This window comes from Sphingobacterium sp. N143, assembly GCF_030325625.1.
Classification (GTDB): Bacteria; Bacteroidota; Bacteroidia; order Sphingobacteriales; family Sphingobacteriaceae; genus Sphingobacterium.
Genome location: NZ_JACAIS010000012.1, coordinates 16,703 through 42,595, shown reverse-complemented (window position 1 = coordinate 42,595; position 25,893 = coordinate 16,703). Strand labels below are relative to the sequence as shown.

Here is a 25,893-nt window from a genome sequence, read left to right as displayed (position 1 = left end):
AATACTATTTATCGGGTTCTTAATATTGTAATATACAGATCTGCTACAATTATTTCTTGTTGTAACGGCTACGGAATTTGTCAATACGTCCAGCAGTATCAACCAATTTCATTTTACCTGTATAGAAAGGGTGTGATGTATGAGAAATCTCTAATTTTACAACTGGGTACTCATTACCATCTTCCCACTGAATAGTCTCTTTAGTTTCAACACAAGATTTAGTAATAAAAGCATAGTCGTTTGACATATCTTTAAATACAACTAATCTGTAATTTGAAGGATGCAAATCTTTTTTCATTATTATTATGATTACGTATATTCAATTATTGAGGTGCAAAGATAATTTATAAAAATGTATTTTGCAACAATTGCAAAGAATAATTCATTGAATTTTTCCACACCTTCAGTTACCGGCACTTCAACAACTACAAATGTAACAATCTTTATTATTCCCCCAAGAATTATTTTGTTTTCCAACATTTTTCTCTTAATTTAACTTACTACAATTAAATCATTTACATAATTATGAGCAAATTAGATGAAAAAATTGCTGCATATACTGCAGAATCAAAAAAGCTGGGACTATCACTAGATGATGCATTTATTGCAAAAGTGACAAAAGGAATGGGACCTTCCATTTATAATGCAGATGCAGAAACCATTGCAGCATCAGATCCCGAAGAGCTTAAACGTGTCAAGCAAAATTTCTTGATCAAAAAATTAGGTCTTAAAGATGGTCCTGATTTAGATAAGGCATTAGACGAAGTTATTACGACTATTGGTAAATCGAATAAAAATAAATACCGTGTATTGGTATATGCTTTATTGGCAAAAAAATTCAAAAAAGAATCTGTTTACCAATAAGCATTGAACTTTTTTTAATCCAACTCCTAGCCAAATAGCAATTCGCCAAAGTATTGAGGCAAATGAAAATTAGGAGTTGGATTTTCTATTTTATTCCATGACATAAAATGGGGCTGTTTAAGATGATCACCACATTTATAAAAATTCCCATGAACCTGTTTACCTTTTAGATCGGTAAGTGCATCAAACTTAAATACAGTAAACGGAATTACCTCAATCATGCTCCAATGCTTACGGTTTCCATCACGTTCAATCATCGAAAACGTACGTACTCTTTCAATTTCTACCGCTTCCAATCTATTTCTAGTCGTTTTATCCGCTGAACCGTAACCGATCAAACCAGTTCCGATTAGATTAAATTCAATATTATAATAGTTTTTACGACCATCAAAAGAAACAAAAAACTCGACACAACTATCTTCCCAAACATTTTGGTTTGGTTCTGAATACTGCCCCCGCAATTGTTCCTCATCCACGTCAAACTGCACGATGAGCGCATCATTTGTATAGCCGATTTTAAACCTAGCATTTGGTTCATAAGGATAGGATTCCGGCCAGTTATTAAATTCCAGAGAATGCCACTCCGCATTTTCCAAGAGCGTTGATAACTTAAAATAATCAACAATACCCATTTGATTGAATGCAATAGGTGAAATGGTTAGTTTTTTCATATACATAAACATTAAGAAAAAAGAAGCTTCTCCGATGGGATGGAAGCTTCTCGAAATATTAAAGGTATAAAATCGTTAGATACAATCAAAGATTACCTTTCTCATAAACGACTCATTCTTCTCCATCTCTTCAACTAGTTTCAACTGTGTATTTGTCCGCACCAGATTATGGTCATCATATTTAGTCTTATAATAATGATCACCTTCCAGGTAATCCGTCAAAAAACGTACTCCTTGCATATATGGAAGCAAAAATGCACCATCTACCAATGTTTCTTTTTCTACGTTCGTTAAAAAATCGTTCGCCTCTTCCAAATATCCCTCCGCATAAGCTTTATATAGCGCAAGGTTCAGTACTATCTTCGAAACATCTTTTTCATCTTCGGCCACAGGATTAATAATCGTCCGGATAGCGTCACCAAAGTCGTAAGCAACATATCCTGGCATGACCGTATCCAGATCGATCACACATTGCATTTTGTCATGGCTGTCCAAGAGTACATTATTGAACTTCGTATCATTATGTGTTATGCGCAATGGCAATTTTCCTTTATTCCCTAACTCAAGAATAGTTTTCATACGCTCAGCCCAGCTAAAAATGAAGTCTAATCTATCTTTTACGTGGTCAACTCGTTTACAGGTATCCTTTGCAATAGCTTTACGAAGATTCTCAAGTCTAAATTCGATATTGTGAAAGTTTGGGAGTACCTCTACAATCTGGGTCGTATCCAAATCCGAAAGTTGTTTTTGAAATAAACCAAATGCCCGTCCTCCTTCGGCAGCCTGTACTTCAGTCTCAACAATATCATAACTTTTCGTATCCTCAATTAGGATAAACATCCGCCAATAATTCCCTTGGCTATCTTTTATATATAATTTCCCACCTACAGTAGGGATAATAGTCAATACGTGATCGCTAATTCTTTTCCCTGTAGCAACTTTAACCTTTTTACTAAGATGTTTTGTGACAATTTCGATATTGTGCATCAATCCATCCACATTTGGAAAAACATGGTGATTAATACGTTGCAATAAATATGATACTCCATTATCTACAGAAGTTACTACACGATAAGTATCATTGATATGACCAGAACCAAATGGTTGCACTGAAATGATATCTCCCTCTAATGTGAATTGTTTTGCTGCGCTTTCTATTACTAATTGGTTAAAATCAGACATTAAACTATGTTTTTTAAATCATCAATGTGCTTGCAATATCACAAATTGAATTAATAAATGATAATTTTTATTTCAATCAAACGTTTGCATGAAATTTAATAAAATTAAACAAACGTTTGCACTTTCATTTATCACAAATGAAATAATATATTTGTTAGAAGTAGTCGATCATACAGACGATTTTCGACAATAAAATAAATAACTAATATACAAACTCCTCATATCTCAAAAACAATGGATAGAAGAAATTTCATAAAATCAACTGCCATCACTACGGCTGGGATCGGTGTTCTCTCAAGCACAGACTTATTTGCCCAAAGTAACGGAAAAATAAAAATCGGTTTTATCGGTGTAGGTCTCAGAGGCCGAAATCATGTTCAGATTGCATTAAATAGGGACGATGTAGAAATTGTTGCTGTATGTGACACACAGGAAGAATCGCTTGTACAATGCCGTAAACAGTTCAACGCTAAAGGAACCAAACTTCCAAAAGAATATACTGGTGGTGTAGATGCCTACAAAAAAATGTTAAGCAGTGAGAAGCTGGATGCTGTTATCATTGCAACACCTTGGCAATTTCATAAAGACCAGGCAATAGATGCGATGAAAGCTGGCTTATATGTAGGCTGTGAAGTAATTGCGGGATTGACTGTTCAGGATCACTGGGATGTCGTAAAAGCTTCTGAAGAAACAGGGAAACCCTACATGACACTTGAAAATGTTGCTTTCCGCCGCGATGTACTTGCTGTATTGAATATGCACAGACAAGGACTATTTGGTGAGTTGTTGCATTTAGAAGGTGGTTATCAGCATGATTTGCGTGAGGTTCTCTTCAACGACGGTAAAAATTACTATGGCCATGGAGTAGAATATGGTCCGAAAGCAATTTCTGAAGCACAATGGCGTACCCAATTCAATATTGACCAAGATGGAGATCTTTATCCTACACATGGCTTGGGACCAATCATGCAATTTGTAGATATCAACGCCGGCAACCGATTTACCCACATCACATCTTACTCAAGCAAGGCACGTGGTCTAGCCGCATATGTCAACAAAGTTTCTCCAGGACATCCAAACAGTAAAATAAATTACAAAAACGGAGATATCACACAGACGATGTTACAATGTGCCAATGGCGAAACAATGTTATTGACACATGACACGCATTTACCTAGACCATATTCCATAGGCTTCCGTGTACAAGGAACAGATGGTATCTGGATGGACGTTGCTAAAGGTATCCATATTGAGGGTAAATCGAAACCACATACCTGGGACTCCGCAGATGAATGGGTCAAAAAATATGATCACCCTATTTGGAAAAAATATGAAGAATTAGCAACAGGATCTGGTCATGGTGGCATGGACTGGTTTGTATTCAATGCCTTCATTCAAGCGGTGAAACAAAAAGTACAGACTCCAATTGACGTTTATGACTCGGTAACAATGAGTGCTGTTTTCCCATTGTCAACAGAATCCATTCGAAAAGGTAACAAAACATTAGAATTCCCTGACTTTACAAGAGGTAAATGGAAAACTAAGAAGAATACCTTCATGTTGGATGACAGTGGAATGTAATCCAGCTATTCAATATTTCAATAAAAAAGCCGTGTTTTTAACACGGCTTTTTTATTGAAATGAATTTATTCACGATTATACATCCCTCGGTGATGCCATGTATGTATAGCAGTTCTCCTCTCGGTTTCTCAATATAATTTGAATAAGACTAAAATATGGACAGTCTTTTTCTTAAATTAGCTATAACAAACAACTCCCCTATACATTATGCTCACTGAGGCAATTATTATTTTAGTATTGATTATCCTGAATGGAATATTATCCGCATCCGAAATATCGATAGTATCCAGCAGAAAAGCACGCCTACAAGCAGAGAGTGATAAGAACAATGCTGCTGCTAAAATAGCTCTTAATCTAAAAGAATCTCCGAACAGCTTTCTATCCACAGTACAAATAGGCATTACACTCATTGGTATATTAACTGGTTTCTTTTCTGGCGGAAGTATTTCCGCCTATCTTGTAGAACTCTTTAATAGATCGAGTATGATGGCTCCATATAGTCAACAGCTATCTGTAGTTCTGGTTGTTCTTATTATCACCTATTTCTCATTGGTGCTTGGAGAGCTCGTACCCAAACGTATTGGAATGGCTATTCCCGAAAAATATGCCATGCTCATTGCCTATCCGATGAATCTACTCAGCAAAATTGTGCGACCCTTTGTTTGGCTGCTCAGCATCTCAACTGAATTTATTGTAAAAGCGCTCAACATCAAGAGTAATGGTAACAGTGTGACTGAAGAAGAAATCAAAGCGATGGTGGACGAAGGTGTCGATAGTGGAGTTATCGAAGGCATTGAACACGATATCGTCGACCGTCTGCTTAGTTTAGGTGACAAAAAGGCGGTCAATTTGATGACCCACCGCAAGAACATTGTATTCCTAGATCTGGAAGACTCCTTCGAAGAAAACCGGCAGGTGATTCTGGACAACGATCATTCTATCTATCCGGTTTGCGAAGGGGGACTTGATCATATTAAAGGTGTTATTCATGTAAAATCACTACTAAGGCAGTGCCTTAAAAATGAACCTTTTGACCTGAGAAAACTTATGTTACCCATCAAATTTGTCAATGAATACAGCTCTTCTTATAGCATCATGGATACGCTCAGAGCCTCGCGTGTACATCAAGCGGTAGTGATCGATGAATACGGTTCTCCGCAGGGCATTATTACACTTCGGGATATTGTAGGGGATTTGGTTGGCCATATCACAGAAAGTGACCTGAGTGCCCGTCCAACGATACGTCAATTGGAGAATGGCGATTATGTTGTCGATGGACAATATCAGATTGAAGATCTTTTGGATGAATTTGAAATCGGTCTTTCCGAAGAAGACGAAAATGAGATCAATAATGTGACTACGGTCGGGGGGTTGGTTTTTCTGAAATTAGATCATGTACCTGAAGAAGGTGAGCGGGTACGCTTTAAAAATCTAGTATTTGAAGTACTCGATATGGATGGACACCGCATTGACAAATTACTTCTAAAGGTAGAGGAATAACATCAACTGAGTTCATGTAACCTACAATTGTATAAAAAAGAAGGCCTGAACAGAACTGTTCAGGCCTTCTTTTTTATACAACATTTAACAGTGACTAATTAATACCATGCATCATTTTTTTCAATATGGGATTAAATAAAATCAATAGAAGTGCCGTAACCCCTGGAACAATTGCAAATATCATAAAGAAATAAGACATAGAATGTTCTTCTGTGATTTTATCAATATAAGAACCTAAAAAACCACCAATAAAGTTTGCAATAGCTGAGGCACAAAACCAACAACCGAAGAGAAGTCCCAAAAATTTCTTTGGGGAAAGTTTACTTACATAGGATAAACCAACAGGTGATAAGCAAAGTTCTCCAGCTGAGTGGAAAAAGTAAGCGATCACGAGCCAAATCATACTGACGGCCCCTGTTTTAGCGCCTTGGGGAATTTCACTAGCACCATATGCCAATGCGGCAAAACCTAGACCAACTAAGATTAGACCAAGTGCAAACTTAACAGGACCAGAAGGGTTCCATATTTTTTCCCAAAATTTACTAAAGGATGAAGCTAGGGAAATAATAAAAAATGCATTCAATATTTGAAACCAGGAGGCTCCAACTTCAGAACCTGTAATTCCAATTTCTCTAAACACTTTCCACAGCCCCAAACACCAGATGATGCCAAACGACACAGCCGTAAACAAAATCGTCAATGGATATTGTCTGTAAATCTTTCTGGCCAATGCTCCTAAAACAATGGTAACGATAACGATTGGTACAATCGTCAGGATAGTATCAATCCATTTAAATGTAATAGCAGAACTCCCTGATAAAACCCGTTGTGTATAATCTTTTGCGAAAATGGACATTGAACCACCCGCCTGTTCAAAAGACAGAAAGAAAACCACACTCGCCAACATAAAAATCGTTACAACGATCAATCTATCACGTACCACGTTGGCCGGTATAACTTCTTCTATTTCTTCATGATTTTTGATTTTTTCATTGTGATAAGCTTGAAGTGCCTTAGGTGAATCACCAATGATACCAAATATTTTCTGTCCAAAATAAAATTGTAACATACCAAAAAACATAAACACACCTGCCAGTCCAAAGCCATAATGCCAGCCAATCTTTTCACCGATATAGCCACATAGGAGCATGCCCAGGAACGAACCCGCATTAATTCCCATATAAAAGATCGTATATCCAGCATCTTTTTTAGAACTTTGATCGGGGTATAGATTGCCGACCATGGAAGAAATATTCGGTTTAAACATTCCATTTCCTAAAATCATCAATATCAAACCAAGATAAAAGAAATTTGAATTTACACCTTCAAATGCCATTGATAAATGCCCCAAAGTCATCACCAATGCCCCTATCAATATCGCTTTCTTAAATCCGGTGAGCTTATCTGCAATCATCCCACCAATCAATGGTGTCAAATACACAAAACCAGTATAAAGACCATATAATTTCATGGCCCGCTCATTACTCCACTCCCATCCTCCATCGGCTATTGAGCTTATTAAAAACAAGGTCAATAATGCTCGCATACCATAATAACTGAAGCGTTCCCACATCTCAGTAAAAAATAGTACAAATAATCCGGCAGGATGCCCATTTACCATTTTGTCATCGATTCCCTGTTTGGCCAAATGTGCAACAAGAACTTGATCTTTTTCTTGATTCATATAATTTCAATAATTGTTTTATAACTCAGGTTTTATTTATAATTTGATAAAAATCGCATGAAGATACACTATTTTTCTATGAATTAATCAATTCCATGCATCATCTTTTTTATTTTTTTGTTGGCAATCACCAGGAACAGAGCGGCTATTATTGGGATCACAGTAAATACAGCGAAGAAATAAGACATCGAGTGGGCTTCGGTGATCATGTCAATGTACGACCCAATAAAGCCTCCTATGAAATTAGCGATCGCATTGGCACAGAACCAAAAACCAAATAGAAGCCCCAAGAATTTCTTGGGAGAGAGTTTGCTTACATATGATAATCCTACAGGGCCGATACATAGTTCACCAACTGTATGAAAAAAATAAGCTAATACCAACCAAATCATGCTCACTGAAGCTGTCTTAGCCCCTGTTGGAATTTCCATGCTTCCGATAGATAAAACCGCAAAGCCAACACCTACCAATGTCAGTCCTATGGCAAATTTAATTGGGCCTGAAGGATTCCATACTTTCTCCCAGATCTTACTAAAAGAGGTTGCCAAAGTAATGATAAAAAAGGAATTGAGCATTGGGAACCAGGATACCGTCACTTCGGAATTCCCTCCATAATACTCCCGATATGTCTTCCAAATACATAAAGTCCAAATAATAACAAAGGAAATACTTGAAAAAAGTATGATCATGGGGTATTTGCGGATAATCTTCTTTGCCAAAACAAATAATACCCCCGTAATCACCACAATAGGTAAAATAGTCAATGCCGAATCCAACCATTTAAACAGAACGGCAACCTCTCCATTCAGCAGACGTTGTGTATAATTTTTGGCAAAAATCGTCATTGAACCGCCAGCCTGCTCAAACGCCAGATGAAAAACAATGCTGGACAACATAAAAATAGCGATGACCAATAAACGGTCACGTACAATATGCTGAGGACTTTCATCTTCGAGAGGAAGATGCTCTACTGACTGCGTCCGTTTATCTGGGGTATTTCCAATTTTTCCAAAAATCCGCTGTGCGAAATAGAATTGCAACATTCCCAAGAACATAAACACCCCCGCTAGCCCGAAACCATAATGCCAGCCAATCTTTTCTCCTATATACCCACACAGCATCATCCCTAAAAATGCACCGCCATTGATCCCCATGTAAAATATGGTATAACCAGCATCTTTTTTCCCTCCTTTATCTGGATATAATTTCCCTACCATCGATGAAATATTAGGCTTGAACAGACCATTACCCAAAACAATCAATATCAATCCCGCGAGAAAGAAATTCTGATTGAAGCCTTCCAGAGCCATGGCAATATGCCCTAAAGTCATCACTACTGCTCCTAACATGATAGATTTCTTATACCCGGTCAGCCGATCAGCTATAATACCTCCAAATAAAGGTGTCAGAAAAACCATCCCTGTATATAATCCATACAATTTCATGGCTTCCGAATTGGTCCAGCCCCATCCTTGTTGCGCAATTGTAGAAACGAGAAAATTCACTAATAGGGCACGCATGCCATAATAACTAAATCGTTCCCACATCTCTGTAAAAAATAGCACAAACAACCCTGCAGGATGTCCCTGTACCAATACATGCTCAGCTCCTACATTCTGCAAATGGGATTTAAGAACAGTATTTTCTTCAAAATTCATGATTAAAATAATTATTTTTCAAATACAGGTAGCGTGATTTCCATTTAATTTAACTGGACCATCAGTAAATGGATGAGTATAAAAAATCAAATGCTTTTCAAAAAGGTGCCGAAAGCGGCTCAGAACCCTTAGCTTCAATAGGGCTAACAATTTTTTAAGTTATTTCAAAAAATGGAGTTCTTTTTTACGATAGAAAAGAACTCCATCAGTATGCTATATTAAATTAATGGACGTAAACGTTCCAACAACTTCTTCGTCGCAAAAATTCCTTCTTCTTCACTCAGCTTCGTTCCTTCATATTCAATACCAACATATCCTTTGAATTTTGCTTTTTTCACAATCTTAAGCATACGTTCGTAATCAATTTGAGTCTCGTTGCCATTTGCATCAAAATCATGAGTTTTGGCACTCACACCATGTGCATAAGGCATCAAATCAGTGACTCCCTGATAACGATCATATTCATAAAAGTTACCAAGGTCTGGTAAACTACCACAATATTTACTTCCTACAGCTTTTAATGTATTGGCCAACCAATCACCATGGGAAGAAATGCCACCATGATTCTCTACAATAATGCTAATACCAGCTTTTTTACCAATATCGGATAATGTTGTCAGACTATCTACAACACGTTTACTAACTTCCTCAGGACTGCCTTTACCAGCTGCGTTGACACGAATTGCATGACAACCTAAGAAATTAGCTGCCGAAATCCATTTATAGTGATTTTGTACGGCCTGTTTCCTTTTATTTTCGTCTTCATCTCCAAGATTACCTTCTCCATCCACCATAATAAGCACATTCCTTACACCATTATCCTTTGCACGCATATTAAGTTCAGTGAGATAATTATTGTCATTTGCTTTATCCTTGAAGAACTGATTCACATATTCAACACCATAGATACCATATTTTTTGGCAGCCACTACTGGAAAGTCTAAATTATTCAAATCTCCTTTAAATAAAGTTTGATGTAATGACCATTCCGCTAAGGAAATATCAAACCAGTCTTTCTTTGCCACAGCAAAGCTCTCCAACGAAGGTGCCAATGCTATACCAGCAGAAGCTAATGCAAGGTTTTTAAGAAAATCTCTTCTAGAATTCATGTGTTTAGATTTAAAGTGTTATTTTATATATTTCCCCAGCCGGTCGTCAGCACATCAACAAGATGCATAGTTTGGATAGGTAGTTTATGTTTATCAATATAAGATTGTAGTTGCAATAAGCAGGACGAGTCAGTCGAAATGATATAATCGGCATTTAATGCCTGTGCATTTCTAACTTTTTGTTCGGCCATAGCAGCTGAAATTCCTTCAAACTTAACGGCAAAACTTCCTCCAAAACCACAACAGGTTTCACTGTCTTTTACCTCAACCAATTCTAACCCCAGTACCCTACTTAATAATTTCCTTGGTTCATCCTTGATTTTACACTCACGTAAAGCTGAACAGGAATCGTGATATACCGCTACACCTTCCAGCTCAGCACCAAAATACTCTTTTTTAAGCACATTGACCAAAAAATCGGAGATTTCTATAACCTGTTGTTGAATTTTATGGCACTGATGAGAATCAGCGGAGTTGGAGAACAGATCGTTGTAACTATGTTTCACCATACCCGTACAAGATGCTGAAGGTGAAACAATAACATGATCTCCTGAAAAGTCTGCTAAAAACTTCTGTCCAACAAGTTTTGCATCATCCCAAAAACCTGCATTGTAAGCAGGCTGACCACAACAGGTTTGATCAGGATTATAGATTACCTCACAGCCTACTTTTTCCAATAAACGAATAGTATTAAAAGCGGTGTCAGGATAAAGCTGATCAATAAAACAAGGAACAAAAAGTTCTACTTTCATATTTAATTCAATCAATAAAATTAAGATTTATTAGATAGTAATATCCGTACCAAAAGTAACAATCCGATTACAAAAAATAAAGAAAGAACCAAGGCAGAATTGCGAATATTATGTGTGATCTGCTCTATCAAACCAAATGAAAATAATCCCAGTACAATAGCAACCTTTTCTGTAACATCATAAAAAGAAAAAAAAGCAGTGGTATCTTTGATATCTGTTGGAATCAATTTGGAATAGGTTGATCTAGATAAGGACTGGATCCCTCCCATCACCAAACCTACCAAGGCGGCCAAGATATAAAATTGGAGTGGGGTTGATAAATAGAATGCGGAGATACATATGCCGATCCAGATCATAACCACAATGATCAGTACCTTAATATTTCCAAACAAATTTGATAGATAAGACATAAAAAAGGCTCCTAAAATTGCAACAAGTTGGATCAAAAGAATGGTTGCGATCAATCTTTCAGCGCCAAGATGCAGAATTTTTTCACCAAATGACGAAGCTACGATCATTAAAGTCTGAACTCCGATGGAATAAAAGAAAAAAGCAGGTAAAAACTGCTTAATTTCAGGGATTCCTCTGATTTTTTGAATGACATGATTGAATTCATCTTTGACATTCTGAATAAAATTATTGCCACGATTATTTGCTGTCGCATCAATTTTTGGCAGGTATTTAAACGGAATCATTGAAAACCCAAGCCACCATAAGCCCACCATCAAAAAAGATATGCGAGCCGGTAATGAGGGATCTGTGATACCAAACCATGTTGGTTTTAAGACAACAATAAAGCAAAGAACCTGCAAAGTCACACATCCTACATAGCCATAAGCAAATCCCTGCGCGCTTACGCGATCTTGCTGATCAACCGTTGCTAATAAGGGCAAATAAGAGTTATTAAACAAAACACCGCCTATATAGCCCATTGCAGCCAACACAAAACATATAATACCAACTTCCAGAGTCTCTAACTTAAAGAAGAACAAACACATACATGAAATTGCTCCGATATAGGTAAAAAATTTCATGATCTGTTTCTTCTTTCCTTTCGCATCTGCATAGGAGGAAATAAAAGGTAGCGAAAACGACATCAACAAATAGGCTACTGCCAAGGAAAAATTGGAAAGTGCTGTATTAACGATCTCAAAACCAAAAAAATTAACCACATCACCATGCTCTTTTGTCGTCGTAATGGCGGTATAATACACAGGAAATATCGTTGATGTAATAACAAGATTATATGCGGAATTGGCCCAATCAAACATGGCCCAGGAGCGTATCAATCTCTTATTATTTTTTACAATTGCTTCCATCAAAATGCTTAATAAGTTTGACGAATATAAGTAATTATTTTAGCCATTTCTTTACGAATTGCACTTGCTTTGTCATCGATGTAATTATTGTTCATAAATGAAAAGGCTAAACGGTTCCCCTTTCTTGTCACTAAATATCCACTTTGATTATAGACAGAGGTAATAGTTCCTGTTTTAGCAAAAACAAAAGGCTCCCCAAGATCTTTATCGTATGTTCTCTTTAAAGTACCATCAACACCTCCAGCTGCAAACAAATGAAAACGTTCCCGCTCGCTAGGCACCTTGTTTTTTAGAAGGATTAATAGATCCACATTATCGCGAGGGGTAACTTTATTGTAAGAAGACAAGCCTGATCCATCAAAAATCGCCACCTCGTCGGAAAAGAATTTATAGAAATTATTTTTCATCCAGTCCCTTACCAGATAGGTATCAAACTGACCAAATTGCTTCCAGGAGCACATCATCAAAAATTGTTCAGCAATAAAATTATCACTGGGCAACATCATCTCCCGGATCAAGTTTCTGGTGCTTCCGGAATACAATATCTTTGTATTATGAGGTTTTTTATAAGACAATAAAGTCACGTTTTTCTTCAGGCTATCGGCCAATAGCTGCGTAAACAGACTGTCCGAATATATAAACGGAACTTCATTAACATAACCACGGGGTATAGGCTTTTTGGACATCCAAAAAGTATTGGCATGAAATGAACGTGTAAGCTCAAAATCGCCAGATTTGGGTTCAGATAGAAATGCTAGAGCAGATTGAAAGCATATTGGAGAAGTTGTTAAATAGTTGTCGCCCTTTTGTCTAAAGGTAACCACGTTACCATAGATTGGAAAGGTACTGATTTCAGGCTGATAATACGCTTCAAAATCTTCCATTGCCCAACCATGGGCAAAAGGCTTATTTTTCATTGTTCCTGGGACAACAAATATGCGTTTGTCCGTGTTTTTCAGAAAATTATATACAACACGGGTGTCCAGTCTATTATGTAAAAAAGTGGGATCTCCCGTACCCCATATCAGCAATGAATCGCCCCGTTCTATATATTCTAAACCAGGTATTGAATCTCCTAAAAGCTCCAAGGCGGCATAGCTTGTATACATTTTAGTGTTGGAAGCTGGCGTAAAATGCTTGTCGCTATTAATATTCATGACATATGTATTCGTACTGATGTCATATAATGAAAATCCATAGAAATGGTCATTTAGTACTTTAGACTCCTGGAACATTTTATAAACATCCTCAAAACCTTGGGCCTTCGCAGGGAGGACGGAGATTAGCATGAACCAAAGCTGCAATATGGTGCGTAATAAATTTTTCATTGATTCAAACATACAAAAAAGAGAAAGAACTCCTTTTCCCTTCATGCCAAAATTCGGATAAAACACTAAAAAGGAGAAGGAGAGCATTGTTCATGCTCTCCTTCTCCTTTTACCTAGTTACAGTTATTAATAACCTTGGTTCTGTACCAATGCTCCTCCACTTCTATCAATTTGTGCTTGTGGAATTGGAAAATATTCATTTTGTGGTTTAAAATTCAACCCTTTATAACGTGACATAAAACCACCTTCAAAATTAGAATAACTTTCCAAAACAGACTTTGCTACTCCCCATCTTACTAAATCATAGAAGCGATGGCCTTCCATGGCCAGTTCTAAACGACGTTCAAAACGGACAGCCTTACGAGCATAATTTTGATCCGGAAAAGATGGATATGGTTTTACAGCATACGCTGCTGCTGGAACATCATTTCCTGTCGTTTTTGCAGGTAAGGTCGCTGCTCTCTCCCGAACAGAGTTTACCAATTTCAATGCAGCGTCTAAATCGCCTAATTCAACCTGACATTCTGCTGCCATTAAGATCACATCTGCAAGGCGGATAATATTGACATCAAGATCTGTAATATAAGCTGCTCCAGAAGCTGTATGTCCACTATGTAGGCTCTTTGGAATCATGGTTTTTATACCAACAAAAGGACCTCCAGAACTGACTTCACGGATCCAGGCATCCCCTGGCATCACACCATAATCGTAAAAATTGACACCTCTACGTCCTACCGTATAATCCAAACGTGGATCAAAACGAAGACTCACATCCAATTTATACTTCTCTTTCTGTTCTTTTGACAAGCCAAAATCAGATACATATGGATTGTTACGATAAGTATCCAATAAAGGTAATCCATTTGCATCCACCTTATAGGCATTAACCAAATCAATTGAAGGTTGGTAAAACCCACAACAACCTACAGGGTTATTTCCATTTAAGCCCGACAACATGTCTCCAACATTGGCATTATCACCGCTTCCGTCCGGATTGATCACATGTTTTGATACAAGAAGTGCTTCTGGACCATCCTTTGTAAGAACGTCAAAGTTATTTTGATAAGGCATTGTACGAATATCTTTACTTCCAATAACCTCTTTAAATAAAGTCAGGGCATCAGCATACTTCTTTTGATAAAGATATACTTTTCCTAAATATGCCTTAGCAATGTTCTGGTCCAAACGGCCTGATTGTTTATTGATCTTGGAGGCAGGAAGATTCTCAGACCCAAATTTCAAATCTTCGATAATTTTAGGGATGACATCATCTTTATTGGGTTTAACTTTTGCCTCTTCATCTGTTGTATTTTCGTCTACATAAGCTAAATTTTTAAAGACACGCCAGAGAAAGAAATAATAATGCGCCCGCAAAACCCTTGCCTCGCCTTCGATTTCTTTCGCCCGTTCAGGAGTAACTGTTTTATCACCGGATTGGTCCGATTTCAGAAGCCGCAAGGTATTATTAGCCCGCAAGACTCCCTCATAGTAGACCTCCCACATGGTACTTAAGTTATCATTCGAACTATTGGGTGTATGAAATTCGATCATATTCATATTTGGCTGATCTGTAGCTTCGGATCCTTTATGTGCATTATCCGCGGCAACCTCTCCAAACAACCATTGGCTAGGTGCTGAGGCATAGTTTCCCCACGTTCCGTTCACATTTCCATTTAGAATTCCATACGCGCCTATCAATGAAGCCTCTATTCCTTTCGAGTTTACAATCTGAGATTCTGGCAATTCCGCCTGTGGATCCCGTTCTAAAAAGGACTTACCACAGGAAGATAATAATACCAATGATATCCCCAATATTGTAATTATATTTCTTTTTTTCATTTCAATCAAATTTTATCTTAATTCATCTAATCCTTAAAATCCGAGACTTACACCTAACATATACTGACGTGCCTGCGGATACACACCAAAATCAACACCCAATGCAGGATAGGTCGATGGGGTAGCAGTCACTTCCGGATCCAAGCCCTCATATTTCGTGATAGTAAACAAGTTAGTCACGCCTATATATGCTCTTAATTTCTTCACACCTGTGTTGTTACCAAAAACCTTATTGGTATCAAAATTATAGCCTACTTGAAGATTTTTTAACTTCAAAAAGCTTGCATCCTGAACATAGTAGCTTGAAGAAGCATACTCATAGGCTGATGCATTATTTACTTGAGACGGAATCATACTAGATGGATTACTTGTTTGATCCCAGGCATCAAGCACACGGACACTTTTCTGCCCTCTGAACACCCCAAAATCAGTAAAATAACGTGTTGCTTCATAGTTTTGGTTTCCCTTTGATCCATAGAAATATGCCATAAAATCAAAGTTCTTATAGCCAGCATTAATATTAAATGAATACACAAAATCAGGATGGGGGCTACCAATGATCGTACGGTCTGCGGCATCAATCTTCCCATCACCGTTGATATCTTCAAACTTAAGCCCTCCTGCTCTGGATTTTCCATCTTCGTATTTCGCAACACTTGAATTTGACATATCCTCTTCTGAATAGATACCTAGTACTTTATATCCATAAAAAGCTCCTAATGATTCTCCAGGTTTCAAAATAGATGTCTCCATGCTTCTGAAACTTCCATATACTTGTTGACTGACGGATGGTGCTAGAGATACTATCTTATTTACATTTCGTGATATCGTTGCTGATAGATCTAAGGTGAACGGACTTTCTTGACGTCTACCATAATGGTAATTCAATGAAAACTCGATCCCTTTATTTTGCATATCACCAATATTCACATATGGGGACCCTGCACGACCTGCTGCAACGGCAGGCAAAGGCAGAAGATACAGCATATCTTTTGTCTTTTTATTATACCAATCGAAGGATCCGTCAAAATCGCCTTGTAGTAAAGTAAAATCCAAACCGACGTTCAGTGCCGACACTTGTTCCCATTTCACGTCCGGATTGCTATAGGCATTATGCCACATCCCTGACGTCAGGCTTCCATCGATGGGGTAAGATGAAGAATTAATGGCAACCTGATAACGATTTAAGTATTGATTAGAAGGAATCCGTTGGTTCCCTGTCACCCCATATCCAGCTCTGATCTTTAAATCGGACAGCCAGGGCACACCTTTCATAAATTCCTCTTGCGACAGACGCCAAGCAGCACTTGCCCCAGGGAATGTTCCATATTTATTGTTTGGTCCAAAATTGGAAGAACCATCCCGACGTACAGTCGCACTTAAGATATAGCGATCTTTATATGAATAGTCTACCTTACCGAAGATCGAAAACAAGGAGGCCACGGAACCACCGCCTTCACTTACCCGCCCCGTTGAGGCCGCGTCTAAATAAAGATAATCAAGACTTGACATTGTAAAGAAACCATTGCCTTTACCTCTTATCTGCCTATTTCTATTCTGGATAGCCTCAGTACCAGCAAGTATGCTTAATGTATGCGCATCATTAAATGTCGCTTTATAATTTAAAGTATTTGTCCACGTCCATTCTTTATTTAATCCAAAGTATTCATTGATTCCATTATTAAAACTTCCTTCTGTAAATTCCGGATTGGGATAAGTATAAGCTATACCGTTGTAATTTTCATATTTCATACCAAAACTACTCCGAAAAGTCAATCCAGAAAGTATATCAAACTCACCGAAGACATTTCCGAAGAACATATTGCTTTTATTTTTATTATCCTTAGCACGGTAAGCTATTGCCACGGGATTTTCCCCATTACCATATTGCCCTCCAACAGATCCGGCAAAATTTCCGCCCTCATCATACACGGGGATAATGTTATGGATACGGTAAGCAAAACCTAGAGCGCTTCCCTCACCGATATAATCACCTGCCGTATTCGTATTTACCCCAATACCAAATCCTTCCGTAAAACTATATTGCATATTTTCTCCAAAACGCAATTTATTATTAAAAGCAGAAAATCGTGTATTGGAACGAATGTTATATTTCTCAAAACCAGTATGAATAATTGTACCTTTTTGTTTCAAATACCCACCAGAAATTGCGTAAGAAGCATTTTCACCACCACCAAGCACACTAAGTTGATGCGATTGTGTCGGTGCATTTTGAGAAAGGGCATCGAACCAATTGGTTCCTTCTTTATTTGCCTTGGTGATCTGGTAGAAATCGCTACGGCTAGTGGCGTCGAATTTGTATTTAGACATGTCAATATCAGCAGGCGTAATAACATCCTTTCCACCTACTTTTGCTCCGGCAATCAGATAATCTGGAAGTACATTATTTGTACCATTCAGCTTATTTTCTATATCCAGTGTTTGTTGCGGTGACAACATTTTTGGAAAACGGGAACTGTTTGGCACTTGAACTCCATAGTAAGAATCAAGCGTAAATTGAGGTTTTCCTTCTCTTCCAATTTTTGTTGTAATGATGACAACACCATTATTAGCCCTTGAACCATAGATTGATGCAGCAGATGCATCTTTCAGAACCTGCATAGATTCAATATCTCCCTGATTTAACCAGCTTAATTTCCCTTCATAAGGAACACCATCAATAATATACAGCGGTTCATTATTATTGATCGTACTATAACCTCTAATTTTGATTTGTGGAGTAGATCCTGGAGCGCCATCCACCACAATCTGAACACCTGTCGCTCTTCCTTGCATAGACTCAACAGCACTTGCAGCGGGAGTAGTTTTAAGGTCCTTAACATTAACAACCGCAACAGCTCCTGTCAGATCTTTCTTACGCTGTACAGAATAACCCGTGACGACAACTTCTTCCAATGCATCCTCTGCAGAGTTTAATGTAATGTTAAGATCTGCCTTGCTTGTTACTGTTACTTCGGTACTGGTATAACCAACGTAACTGATCACCAATACATCACCAATCTTGCCCTGGAGTGTAAATGCGCCATTGCCATCAGTTGAAGTACCATTGTTAGTCCCTTTCACTTTAACAGAGACACCGGTGATCCCCTGCCCTGTCGTAGCATCTTTTACTATACCTTTAATAGGTATTTCCTGAAATTCTTTGGTTTTCATTAATGAAACGACCTCAACTCTTCCAGGGGAGGCAACTCCATGTGCAAATCCTTGAGTGCCCATTCCTCCTGCCATGAGCAGAGAGCTCACCAACAGGAACCTCTTATTGAACTTTTGGCCCAATATGAGATCAAAACAGCAATTTTTGTCCGTTTTTTTCATCATAATTTTATAAATAGGTGGTTTAAAAAAATTTATGTTTATATTTTTAGTTGTTTTAGTCGATAATGGTTATTCAAGTCTTTGGTCATTCATCGTCAAACCCGACAATTATGCACTGTCAAGTCCAACCTTTGGTTATCATTCTTAATTTTAGTTTGGTTATTCTCAGAAATGTTAAAATCTGTTAAATAAATGTAAAGAATAATAAATGTAAAAAAAAAGAAAAATCTGATTAAAATTACAAACCGCTATAAATCAAGTTATTGTATTTTATACACTAAGTTAAACATCAATGCTTTTGTTACATAATAAAATCGAGTGATATACATTACATTTATTTAGCCATAAATACGCAGTGACAATGTCAAATATTATTCAAATCCATATAAATACGCCAAAAGGTCGTTATATTTGCAATAGATGAATGTAAGTAATTTATTAGAGCGGGCGCTCCGATTTGAGTTCCTTTCCAAGGAAGAGGGTGTTTTTTTATATCAAAATGCTCCAACAGCTGATTTGACTTTCGTAGCCAATGAATTGCGTAAGGTACAAGTTCCCCACGGCAAAGTTACCTGGCAGATTGATAGAAATGTCAATACGACTAATGTATGTGTTGCAAACTGTAAATTTTGCAATTTCTTTCGTCGTCCTGGTCATCCGGACAGTTATATCACTGATATTGAAAGTTACAAGCAAAAAATTGAAGAAACCTTTAAATATGGTGGTGATCAACTGTTATTACAAGGAGGTCATCATCCTGATTTAGGTATAGAGTTCTATAAGAATCTATACAGACAATTAAAAGAACTTTATCCTACACTTAAACTACATTCTCTAGGCCCGCCAGAAATTGCTCATATAGCCAAGCTGGAGAACATGAGTCATATTGAGGTCCTCACCCAACTAAAAGAAGCTGGTTTGGATTCTTTACCTGGAGCGGGTGCCGAAATCCTCAATGACCGTGTGAGACGCTTGATATCTAAAGGAAAATGCGGTGGCAAAGAGTGGTTAGATGTCATGCGTGCAGCACACAAAATCAATCTACCGACATCTGCGACTATGATGTTTGGTCATATCGAGACAATAGAAGAACGATTTGAGCATCTCGTCTGGATCAGAGAAGTACAGGATGAAAAACCGGAAGATTCACATGGTTTTATAGCCTTCATCCCTTGGCCTTTCCAAGATGATGGCACATTACTAAAGAGACTTCGCGGCATCACCAATGATGTGACAAGTGAAGAATATATTCGCATGATTGCCCTGAGCAGAATCATGCTGCCAAATATCAAAAATATTCAGGCATCCTGGCTTACAGTTGGGAAACGAACTGCTCAATTATGCTTACATGCCGGTGCAAATGATTTCGGTTCGATCATGATTGAGGAAAATGTGGTCTCCGCAGCAGGTGCACCACATCGCTTCACTTCCAAATCTATCCAAGAAGCAATTCTAGAAGCAGGTTTCCAACCGCAACTACGGACACAAAAATATGAATTCAGGGAACTGCCAGCGCATATGGTCGAACAAGTCATCAACTATTAAAACGGTACATTGAAAGACGTTATCAGAAATATTGAAGCAATTATATTTGCTTCAGCAGAAGGAATTGATTTTGCTGATATCAAGCAAATCTTACAGGAAACTTTGGCCATAGAAATATCAAAGGATGAATTAAAGGAACTGATTAAAAAAATTGAAAATAAGTATCAGGATGAGGACTATGTCCTGGAATTACGTTACATCAACAATTCTTATCAATTTTTAACAAAAGCTAACTATCACGAGGCGATACAACAGTTACAAAATCATAATAATAAACGAAAACTTAGCCAATCAGCTTTAGAGACGCTGGCAATTATTGCCTATCGACAACCAATAACCAAACTTGAGGTTGAACAGATCAGAGGTGTCAGCTGTGATTATTCAATTCAGAGACTCCTTGAAAAAAAATTGATTAAGATTGCAGGAAAGGCCAATAGTATCGGTAAACCGCTTTTATACGCGACCAGCCAACAGTTTATGGATCATTTCGGAATCAACGGAGTAAGAGATCTTCCTCAACTGAAAGATATCGTTACAGAGGACAATGTGATCGGTGAAACAAATGAATAAATAAAATAAAATAAATTTTTATTTTTAAAACACAATTCAACACACTGATTAACAGAAAAATAAAGGCCAATATTTTTTTTAAAAAAAGTTTTAAAAGATAGTTTTCTTCTCTAATTTTACAGCATTGAATAAGAAACAATAAAGTATTATTTTATGAACACGGCAATATTAGCTAATGAAGATCTTGAAGAAGTAAAATTCGCATCTTTCAATGGACCTGATGACGACGACGACGATTTCGATGATGATTTCGACTTACCAGAAATTGACTCGATTGGAGGATTGGATGACTTCGATGATGATGATGAATTTTAATATTTTAGTGCAATATAACACTACCTATTAAAACCAGAGAATCATTAAAAAATAAGGCGGTCAATCGAATTGACCGCCTTATTTTATTTCTCCTGATTTATCTTACCTGATCAATCAGCTTATGTAATTCCATTTTAGGGATCATCCCACTCTGCCGCCACACCTGCTGACCATTTTTAAACAATATAAAAGTCGGCACACCGCTGACTTTGTATAGGGACGCAATTTTTGGATTCTTATCTACATCTATCTTTATAATAGAAAGATCATCTTGATAAAACTCTTTTACATCCTGTAAAACTGGCGCCATGGTTTGACATGGACCGCACCACGTAGCAAAAAAATCCACTAAAACCAGCGAATTTGATTGAATAATCTGATCAAAAGTTGCCATTATCGATTCTCCTTTATTTCTTCACTCAATGCTTTATACCCTCCTTGGATATTGCATATATTTTTAAAACCTTTCGCACTCAAAATAGATACAGCAATTGCACTTCGGTATCCTGATTGACAATGCAAATATATTTGATCATCGTCTTTCTTAAGCGTAATACCAAAATTAGCGAAATCGGTCAAAGGAATATTCATTGCATTGTCAATATGTCCAGCAGCAAACTCTTTCTCTGTCCTCACGTCCACAATATGACCTTGATCTGATTTAAAAAAAGTCCGGGGCGTTATATTTTTCAACGAATCCAGTGGTTCATGAGCCTTCCAGATCATTATGCCACCATCCAATATACCCATAATTCTATTATACCCCAATTTAGTCAAGCGCTCCACGGCATCATTCTTATCCATTGTATCTACGACCAATAAAAGCTGTTGATTTCTATTGGGAATAACTTGCATCAGATATGTTTCAAATGGCCCTTTAAGACCAATGTTGATCGACTTGGGAATAAATCCATGTAGGAACTCATCTCCAGACCGAGTATCCACAACTAAAACATTCGTTTGGTTACGCACTTTTTTAAACTGCTCCAATGTAAGCAATGGGACGCTAGATTGTGGTTGATGAACCGGGATATTATTTGTACCTGATGCTGAAAGAGCCGGATGCTTTCCTTGGCAGATCAAGAAAAGGATTCCAAGCATGACAATCCATTTTTTATTCATTTCATTTATTATTTAAAAGGAACTAGCAAACTCTCCAGCTCCTCAATTTTACCATTATAGATATTGAGATCCACATCTCCACGAATCCCCGTTACAGTACCTTTCTCTGAAAACTGCCAGAATGCCCAATGCTTTTTTGGACTTTCTATCCAAAAATTATAATTCGCGATCCACAGCGTATAACTCGAGAATTCTTTTTCCAAGAAATCACTATAGAATTTATCACCTGAATAAATGATTGGTTTGACTTTATAGTGATGCTCCACCTCGTCAAGCCAACGTCTTAAACCGACCCTTAAACTATCCATGGGCTGTTGCCGTGGATGTTCCTCAATATCCAAAACCGGAGGAAGGTCCCCTGGCTGAAGCTTGACCTTACGAATAAAATTCTTTGCCTGCTTCATCGAATTCTCATTGGGTCTAAAATAATGATAAGCCCCTCTTAGAATTGCTCTGTTGTGCATTTTAGTCCAATTCTGACTAAACCTACTATCTACTCCAGTCTCTCCCATCGTTGCTCGAATAAACACAAAATCAATCGGGAATTGGTCATTGATGGTATTGACTTTATGCCAGTCTATTTCTTCTTGATAAGTTGACACATCGATTCCAAATACTTTATCATCGTGCTTACTCATAATTTCGATATTACGAATATCATATTTAGCATCTTTTGATAAGGATTTGCTTTTAGATGCAGCTGCACGGAAATAATAGATGATTCCTGCTCTATAATGCCATCCTATAAGACACAAGAAGAACATTAATACCACGACTACTATCCAAATCCATCGGATATTTTGAGTCATTTTTCCTTTTCCACTGAGCTTTGTTCTTTTTGATTTTGGCCGCACCATACTGCGATGAAGTTACATCAATCGTAATAAACTCGCAAAATTTTCACAACAATTTATATTTTCACACATGATCGCATATAGTCCGAAAGACTGGTTGTCAGCTACTTTTAAACTGCATAAATCGGACACTTTAAAAATTGCTTCCATTACTGTAATTAGGTTAAAGTTCCCTATATTGACTACTGATCAAAAACAATCTACCTCATTTTCAAACCTTAAGATCAATTCAACAAAATAAGTTTTGTAAATCTATCCAGAATTTCTACTTTTGTCGCGGAGAGTTGGCAGAGTGGTCGAATGCGGCGGTCTTGAAAACCGTTAACTGTCACAGGTTCGGGGGTTCGAATCCCTCACTCTCCGCCACCAAAAGTAAAGCCCGACGATTGTCGGGTTTTGTCGTTTATAGACTTTAAACCATGTTTGGTCTAAAGTCTATAAACGACGAAAAAAATGAACGGAGTGAATGGCTTTATTTTATGGTGAAGCCCCCCATTGGGATCATGTTATTATCCCTCACTCTCCGCAGAACAAGCCTTTCAGAAATGAAAGGCTTTTTTCGTTGTATTCAGACTCGCACCAGACGGACTGCCCGGGGTTCGAACTTTAATCATCCTAGGCATTAGCATGGGCATCTGGGACGCGATAAATCCCCCACTCTCCGCAACAAACAGGCTTTATCTTAGGAATCCATCTTACTATTGCTGCCTGACAGGGAAGCCCTGTATTAAAACCAGATTTTAATTTTTGATAAAATCAGTAAAGATCAATTTCATCAAGCCAATGTAAGAACTCAACAGAGCCTGATTTACAACAAAATACTAGCTTAAATAGCCTCAGAACAACTTTAGACAAGGAAAAATATAAAAATAAGTTTTGCAAATCTATCCAGAATTTCTACTTTTGTCGCGGAGAGTTGGCAGAGTGGTCGAATGCGGCGGTCTTGAAAACCGTTAACTGTCACAGGTTCGGGGGTTCGAATCCCTCACTCTCCGCCACCAAAAATAAAGCCCGACGATTGTCGGGTTTTGTCGTTTATAGACTTTTGTTAAACAATGTTTGGTCTAAAGTCTATAAACGACGAAAAAAATGAACGGAGTGAATGGCTTTATTTTATGGTGAAGCCTCCCTCCATTGGGATCATATATTATCCCTTACTCTCCGCAGAACAAGCCTTTCATTCCTGAAAAGCTTGTTTTAGCAGGATTCGCCCAGAAAAATTGGCCTGGATACGATGGTTCTCTTTTCAGCACATTAAACCAATTGCATATTGTTTCCGAAAGTTCCCTAAATCCATTTTCTTTACCAATGAGTTTTCATCATGTTGTTTAATATTCATCATTCCGGGTTAAAAATTGGAATATACATCGAAAAGTGTTGGTGTTTGATCTTTCATTTCCAGGTCCAGGAGAATAGACTTATTTTTCAGACCTCCTGCGAAACCGACGAGCTTTCCGGATCCACCAATAACCCGATGGCAAGGTACAATAATAGATATGGGATTCTTGTTCAATGCACCTCCAACTGCTCGTACTGCTTTTATATCACCCAGTTGGCGTGCTAGCTCACCATAGGTCTTTGTTTGACCAAAAGGAATATCCAATAAAGCGTGCCATACTTTAAGCTGAAAGGGGGTTCCGTGCATATCCAATGGTAGATCAAAAACTGTTCTCTTCCCGTCAAAATATTCCAATAGCTGTTGTTTAGCAAGCTGTAATAAAGGAGCTTGGTCATCTCTATAAGGCGTAGATAATTTTGTTCTTGTATAGTCTTCACCTTCCCATAACACTGCGGCCAACCCTCGTCTCGTTGCCACCACCCTTATTTTTCCTACCTTTGATGCCATATCTGTATAGATGAGTTCGCTATCCTTATCACGTTCCATATCATTACTTTTTTATAAGCAAGTTACTAATCTTTTCTATTTCATTTTCTGATCATGCATTAGAAAAAGATCGTATCATCAGGAGTTTGCTCCTATTCAACCAACACTCAATCTATTTTAATTGAAACTCCTGAAAAATCAAAGTAAAACTATTTAAGGTGTCAAAAAATTATGGAATGGCAGCACTTTGGGCATCATTTCAATGAGTATGAAAAAAAGCAAAACCTAAAGATCAAAAATCATGGCAGAACTAAACCAAAAAATACAAGAAAGTGGGCAAAAAAAAATAAGAAGCCGAAAAATGGCACCAAGTCGATCTGACAGCGATGGTAGACCTTGCATTTCTGTTGATCACCTTTTTTATGCTTACTACTAGCCTGGATAAACCTGCGGCAATGGATATTGCCATGCCTGATAAAAGCAAGAAAGATACAGAATCTGTTCTGATCGACGAAAATCGAACAGCAACATTTATCTTGGGGGACGGAAGATTTATATGGTATCATGGTGATTTTAAGACACCACTTGCTTCTTCCCAAACACTCGCTGATATAGAAAAAACATTACCACAAGTTGTCGCGCAATTAAAAATAAAGATTGGCACTATGCCTAACACTAAAGATATGATTGTACTTATCAAACCGAGCACAGAAGCCAGGGCGAAAGATGTCATCCGGACGATCGACGAACTCAAACAACAAAACATCAAACGCTATCTTATTGGCAAAACTAGAGAAGAGGAAGAAAAACAATTACTGGCATCCATTCATTAAAATATT

The 25,893-nt window shown here is 37.6% G+C and carries 23 protein-coding genes and 2 tRNA genes; 9 read left to right on the top strand and 16 right to left on the bottom strand.

Features of this window, described 5'->3' with window-relative positions; all coding sequences use genetic code 11:
• Positions 1-49: 49 nt before the first annotated feature.
• The gene (locus HX021_RS20145) at positions 50-298 is read right to left on the bottom strand and encodes a type B 50S ribosomal protein L31 (RefSeq protein WP_286592396.1); all 249 of its coding nucleotides are present in this window, start codon (positions 296-298) and stop codon (positions 50-52) included.
• Positions 299-309: 11 nt separating this feature from the next.
• Positions 310-480, bottom strand: a complete 171-nt coding sequence (locus HX021_RS20140; protein WP_286592395.1) for a hypothetical protein — start codon at positions 478-480, stop codon at positions 310-312.
• A gap of 45 nt (positions 481-525) precedes the next feature.
• Between HX021_RS20140 and HX021_RS20135 the strand changes: the two genes are divergently transcribed.
• Entirely contained in the window at positions 526-864 is a 339-nt protein-coding gene (locus HX021_RS20135; protein ID WP_286592394.1) for a DUF2853 family protein, read from the top strand.
• Between the two features lie 26 nt (positions 865-890).
• Here the strand turns inward: HX021_RS20135 and HX021_RS20130 are convergent, their stop codons facing one another.
• The gene (locus HX021_RS20130) at positions 891-1,535 is read right to left on the bottom strand and encodes a carbohydrate-binding family 9-like protein (RefSeq protein ID WP_286592393.1); all 645 of its coding nucleotides are present in this window, start codon (positions 1,533-1,535) and stop codon (positions 891-893) included.
• A 75-nt stretch (positions 1,536-1,610) separates the two neighbouring features.
• Positions 1,611-2,717, bottom strand: a complete 1,107-nt coding sequence (locus HX021_RS20125) for a phosphotransferase enzyme family protein (RefSeq protein WP_286592392.1) — start codon at positions 2,715-2,717, stop codon at positions 1,611-1,613.
• A 234-nt stretch (positions 2,718-2,951) separates the two neighbouring features.
• Between HX021_RS20125 and HX021_RS20120 the strand changes: the two genes are divergently transcribed.
• Together HX021_RS20120 and HX021_RS20115 are read left to right on the top strand one after the other, a co-directional pair.
• Positions 2,952-4,298 carry a Gfo/Idh/MocA family protein gene (locus HX021_RS20120; RefSeq protein ID WP_286592391.1) on the top strand — a complete coding sequence of 449 codons (1,347 nt, stop codon included), beginning with the start codon at positions 2,952-2,954 and terminating at the stop codon, positions 4,296-4,298.
• A 207-nt stretch (positions 4,299-4,505) separates the two neighbouring features.
• The gene (locus HX021_RS20115; protein WP_286592390.1) at positions 4,506-5,798 is read left to right on the top strand and encodes a hemolysin family protein; all 1,293 of its coding nucleotides are present in this window, start codon (positions 4,506-4,508) and stop codon (positions 5,796-5,798) included.
• Positions 5,799-5,892: 94 nt separating this feature from the next.
• Here HX021_RS20115 and HX021_RS20110 read toward each other — a convergent pair whose 3' ends face one another.
• The 8 genes from HX021_RS20110 to HX021_RS20075 all read right to left on the bottom strand — a co-directional run bounded on the left by HX021_RS20110 (position 5,893) and on the right by HX021_RS20075 (position 18,826).
• Positions 5,893-7,482: a peptide MFS transporter gene (locus tag HX021_RS20110; RefSeq protein WP_286592389.1), complete on the bottom strand. Its 1,590-nt coding sequence runs from the start codon at positions 7,480-7,482 to the stop codon at positions 5,893-5,895.
• An 83-nt stretch (positions 7,483-7,565) separates the two neighbouring features.
• A complete protein-coding gene (locus tag HX021_RS20105) occupies positions 7,566-9,140 on the bottom strand; it encodes a peptide MFS transporter (RefSeq protein WP_286592388.1) in 1,575 nt (524 codons plus the stop codon).
• A gap of 218 nt (positions 9,141-9,358) precedes the next feature.
• Positions 9,359-10,249 (bottom strand): TIM barrel protein, encoded by an 891-nt coding sequence (locus HX021_RS20100; protein WP_286592386.1) that lies wholly within the window; start codon positions 10,247-10,249, stop codon positions 9,359-9,361.
• A 23-nt stretch (positions 10,250-10,272) separates the two neighbouring features.
• Positions 10,273-11,001, bottom strand: a complete 729-nt coding sequence (locus tag HX021_RS20095; RefSeq protein ID WP_286592385.1) for a (Fe-S)-binding protein — start codon at positions 10,999-11,001, stop codon at positions 10,273-10,275.
• Between the two features lie 20 nt (positions 11,002-11,021).
• Positions 11,022-12,320, bottom strand: coding sequence for an MFS transporter (locus HX021_RS20090; protein WP_286592384.1), 1,299 nt, complete (start codon positions 12,318-12,320; stop codon positions 11,022-11,024).
• 8 nt (positions 12,321-12,328) lie between these two features.
• A complete protein-coding gene (locus HX021_RS20085) occupies positions 12,329-13,648 on the bottom strand; it encodes a D-alanyl-D-alanine carboxypeptidase (RefSeq protein WP_286592383.1) in 1,320 nt (439 codons plus the stop codon).
• A gap of 126 nt (positions 13,649-13,774) precedes the next feature.
• Positions 13,775-15,487 carry a RagB/SusD family nutrient uptake outer membrane protein gene (locus HX021_RS20080; RefSeq protein ID WP_286592382.1) on the bottom strand — a complete coding sequence of 571 codons (1,713 nt, stop codon included), beginning with the start codon at positions 15,485-15,487 and terminating at the stop codon, positions 13,775-13,777.
• 33 nt (positions 15,488-15,520) lie between these two features.
• On the bottom strand, positions 15,521-18,826 hold the full coding sequence (locus tag HX021_RS20075) for a SusC/RagA family TonB-linked outer membrane protein (protein ID WP_286592380.1): 3,306 nt from the start codon (positions 18,824-18,826) through the stop codon (positions 15,521-15,523).
• 417 nt (positions 18,827-19,243) lie between these two features.
• On the opposite strand from HX021_RS20075, the gene mqnC reads away from it, so the two are divergent.
• The 3 genes from mqnC to HX021_RS20060 all read left to right on the top strand — a co-directional run bounded on the left by mqnC (position 19,244) and on the right by HX021_RS20060 (position 21,253).
• Positions 19,244-20,368 carry a cyclic dehypoxanthinyl futalosine synthase gene (gene mqnC / locus HX021_RS20070; protein ID WP_286592378.1) on the top strand — a complete coding sequence of 375 codons (1,125 nt, stop codon included), beginning with the start codon at positions 19,244-19,246 and terminating at the stop codon, positions 20,366-20,368.
• 9 nt (positions 20,369-20,377) lie between these two features.
• Positions 20,378-20,938 (top strand): SMC-Scp complex subunit ScpB, encoded by a 561-nt coding sequence (gene scpB / locus HX021_RS20065; protein WP_286592377.1) that lies wholly within the window; start codon positions 20,378-20,380, stop codon positions 20,936-20,938.
• Positions 20,939-21,091: 153 nt separating this feature from the next.
• Positions 21,092-21,253: a hypothetical protein gene (locus tag HX021_RS20060; protein ID WP_286592376.1), complete on the top strand. Its 162-nt coding sequence runs from the start codon at positions 21,092-21,094 to the stop codon at positions 21,251-21,253.
• A gap of 97 nt (positions 21,254-21,350) precedes the next feature.
• Here the strand turns inward: HX021_RS20060 and trxA are convergent, their stop codons facing one another.
• Genes trxA through HX021_RS20045 form a run of 3 tightly spaced genes read right to left on the bottom strand, consistent with a single transcriptional unit; the run spans position 21,351 to position 23,013 of the window.
• Positions 21,351-21,647, bottom strand: coding sequence for a thioredoxin (gene trxA / locus HX021_RS20055; RefSeq protein WP_286592375.1), 297 nt, complete (start codon positions 21,645-21,647; stop codon positions 21,351-21,353).
• A complete protein-coding gene (locus HX021_RS20050; RefSeq protein ID WP_286592374.1) occupies positions 21,647-22,375 on the bottom strand; it encodes a rhodanese-like domain-containing protein in 729 nt (242 codons plus the stop codon). The genes trxA and HX021_RS20050 overlap by 1 nt, the downstream gene beginning before the upstream one ends.
• An 8-nt stretch (positions 22,376-22,383) precedes the next feature.
• Positions 22,384-23,013: a glycoside hydrolase family 25 protein gene (locus tag HX021_RS20045; protein ID WP_286592373.1), complete on the bottom strand. Its 630-nt coding sequence runs from the start codon at positions 23,011-23,013 to the stop codon at positions 22,384-22,386.
• A gap of 494 nt (positions 23,014-23,507) precedes the next feature.
• Between HX021_RS20045 and HX021_RS20040 the strand changes: the two genes are divergently transcribed.
• Together HX021_RS20040 and HX021_RS20035 are read left to right on the top strand one after the other, a co-directional pair.
• A tRNA-Ser gene (locus HX021_RS20040) sits at positions 23,508-23,595 on the top strand.
• Positions 23,596-24,139: 544 nt separating this feature from the next.
• Positions 24,140-24,227, top strand: a tRNA-Ser gene (locus tag HX021_RS20035).
• A gap of 350 nt (positions 24,228-24,577) precedes the next feature.
• On the opposite strand, the gene HX021_RS20030 is transcribed toward HX021_RS20035, so the two are convergent.
• Positions 24,578-25,114: a methylated-DNA--[protein]-cysteine S-methyltransferase gene (locus HX021_RS20030; RefSeq protein WP_286592372.1), complete on the bottom strand. Its 537-nt coding sequence runs from the start codon at positions 25,112-25,114 to the stop codon at positions 24,578-24,580.
• Between the two features lie 317 nt (positions 25,115-25,431).
• On the opposite strand from HX021_RS20030, the gene HX021_RS20025 reads away from it, so the two are divergent.
• A complete protein-coding gene (locus HX021_RS20025) occupies positions 25,432-25,887 on the top strand; it encodes an ExbD/TolR family protein (protein WP_286592491.1) in 456 nt (151 codons plus the stop codon).
• Positions 25,888-25,893 lie beyond the last annotated feature (6 nt).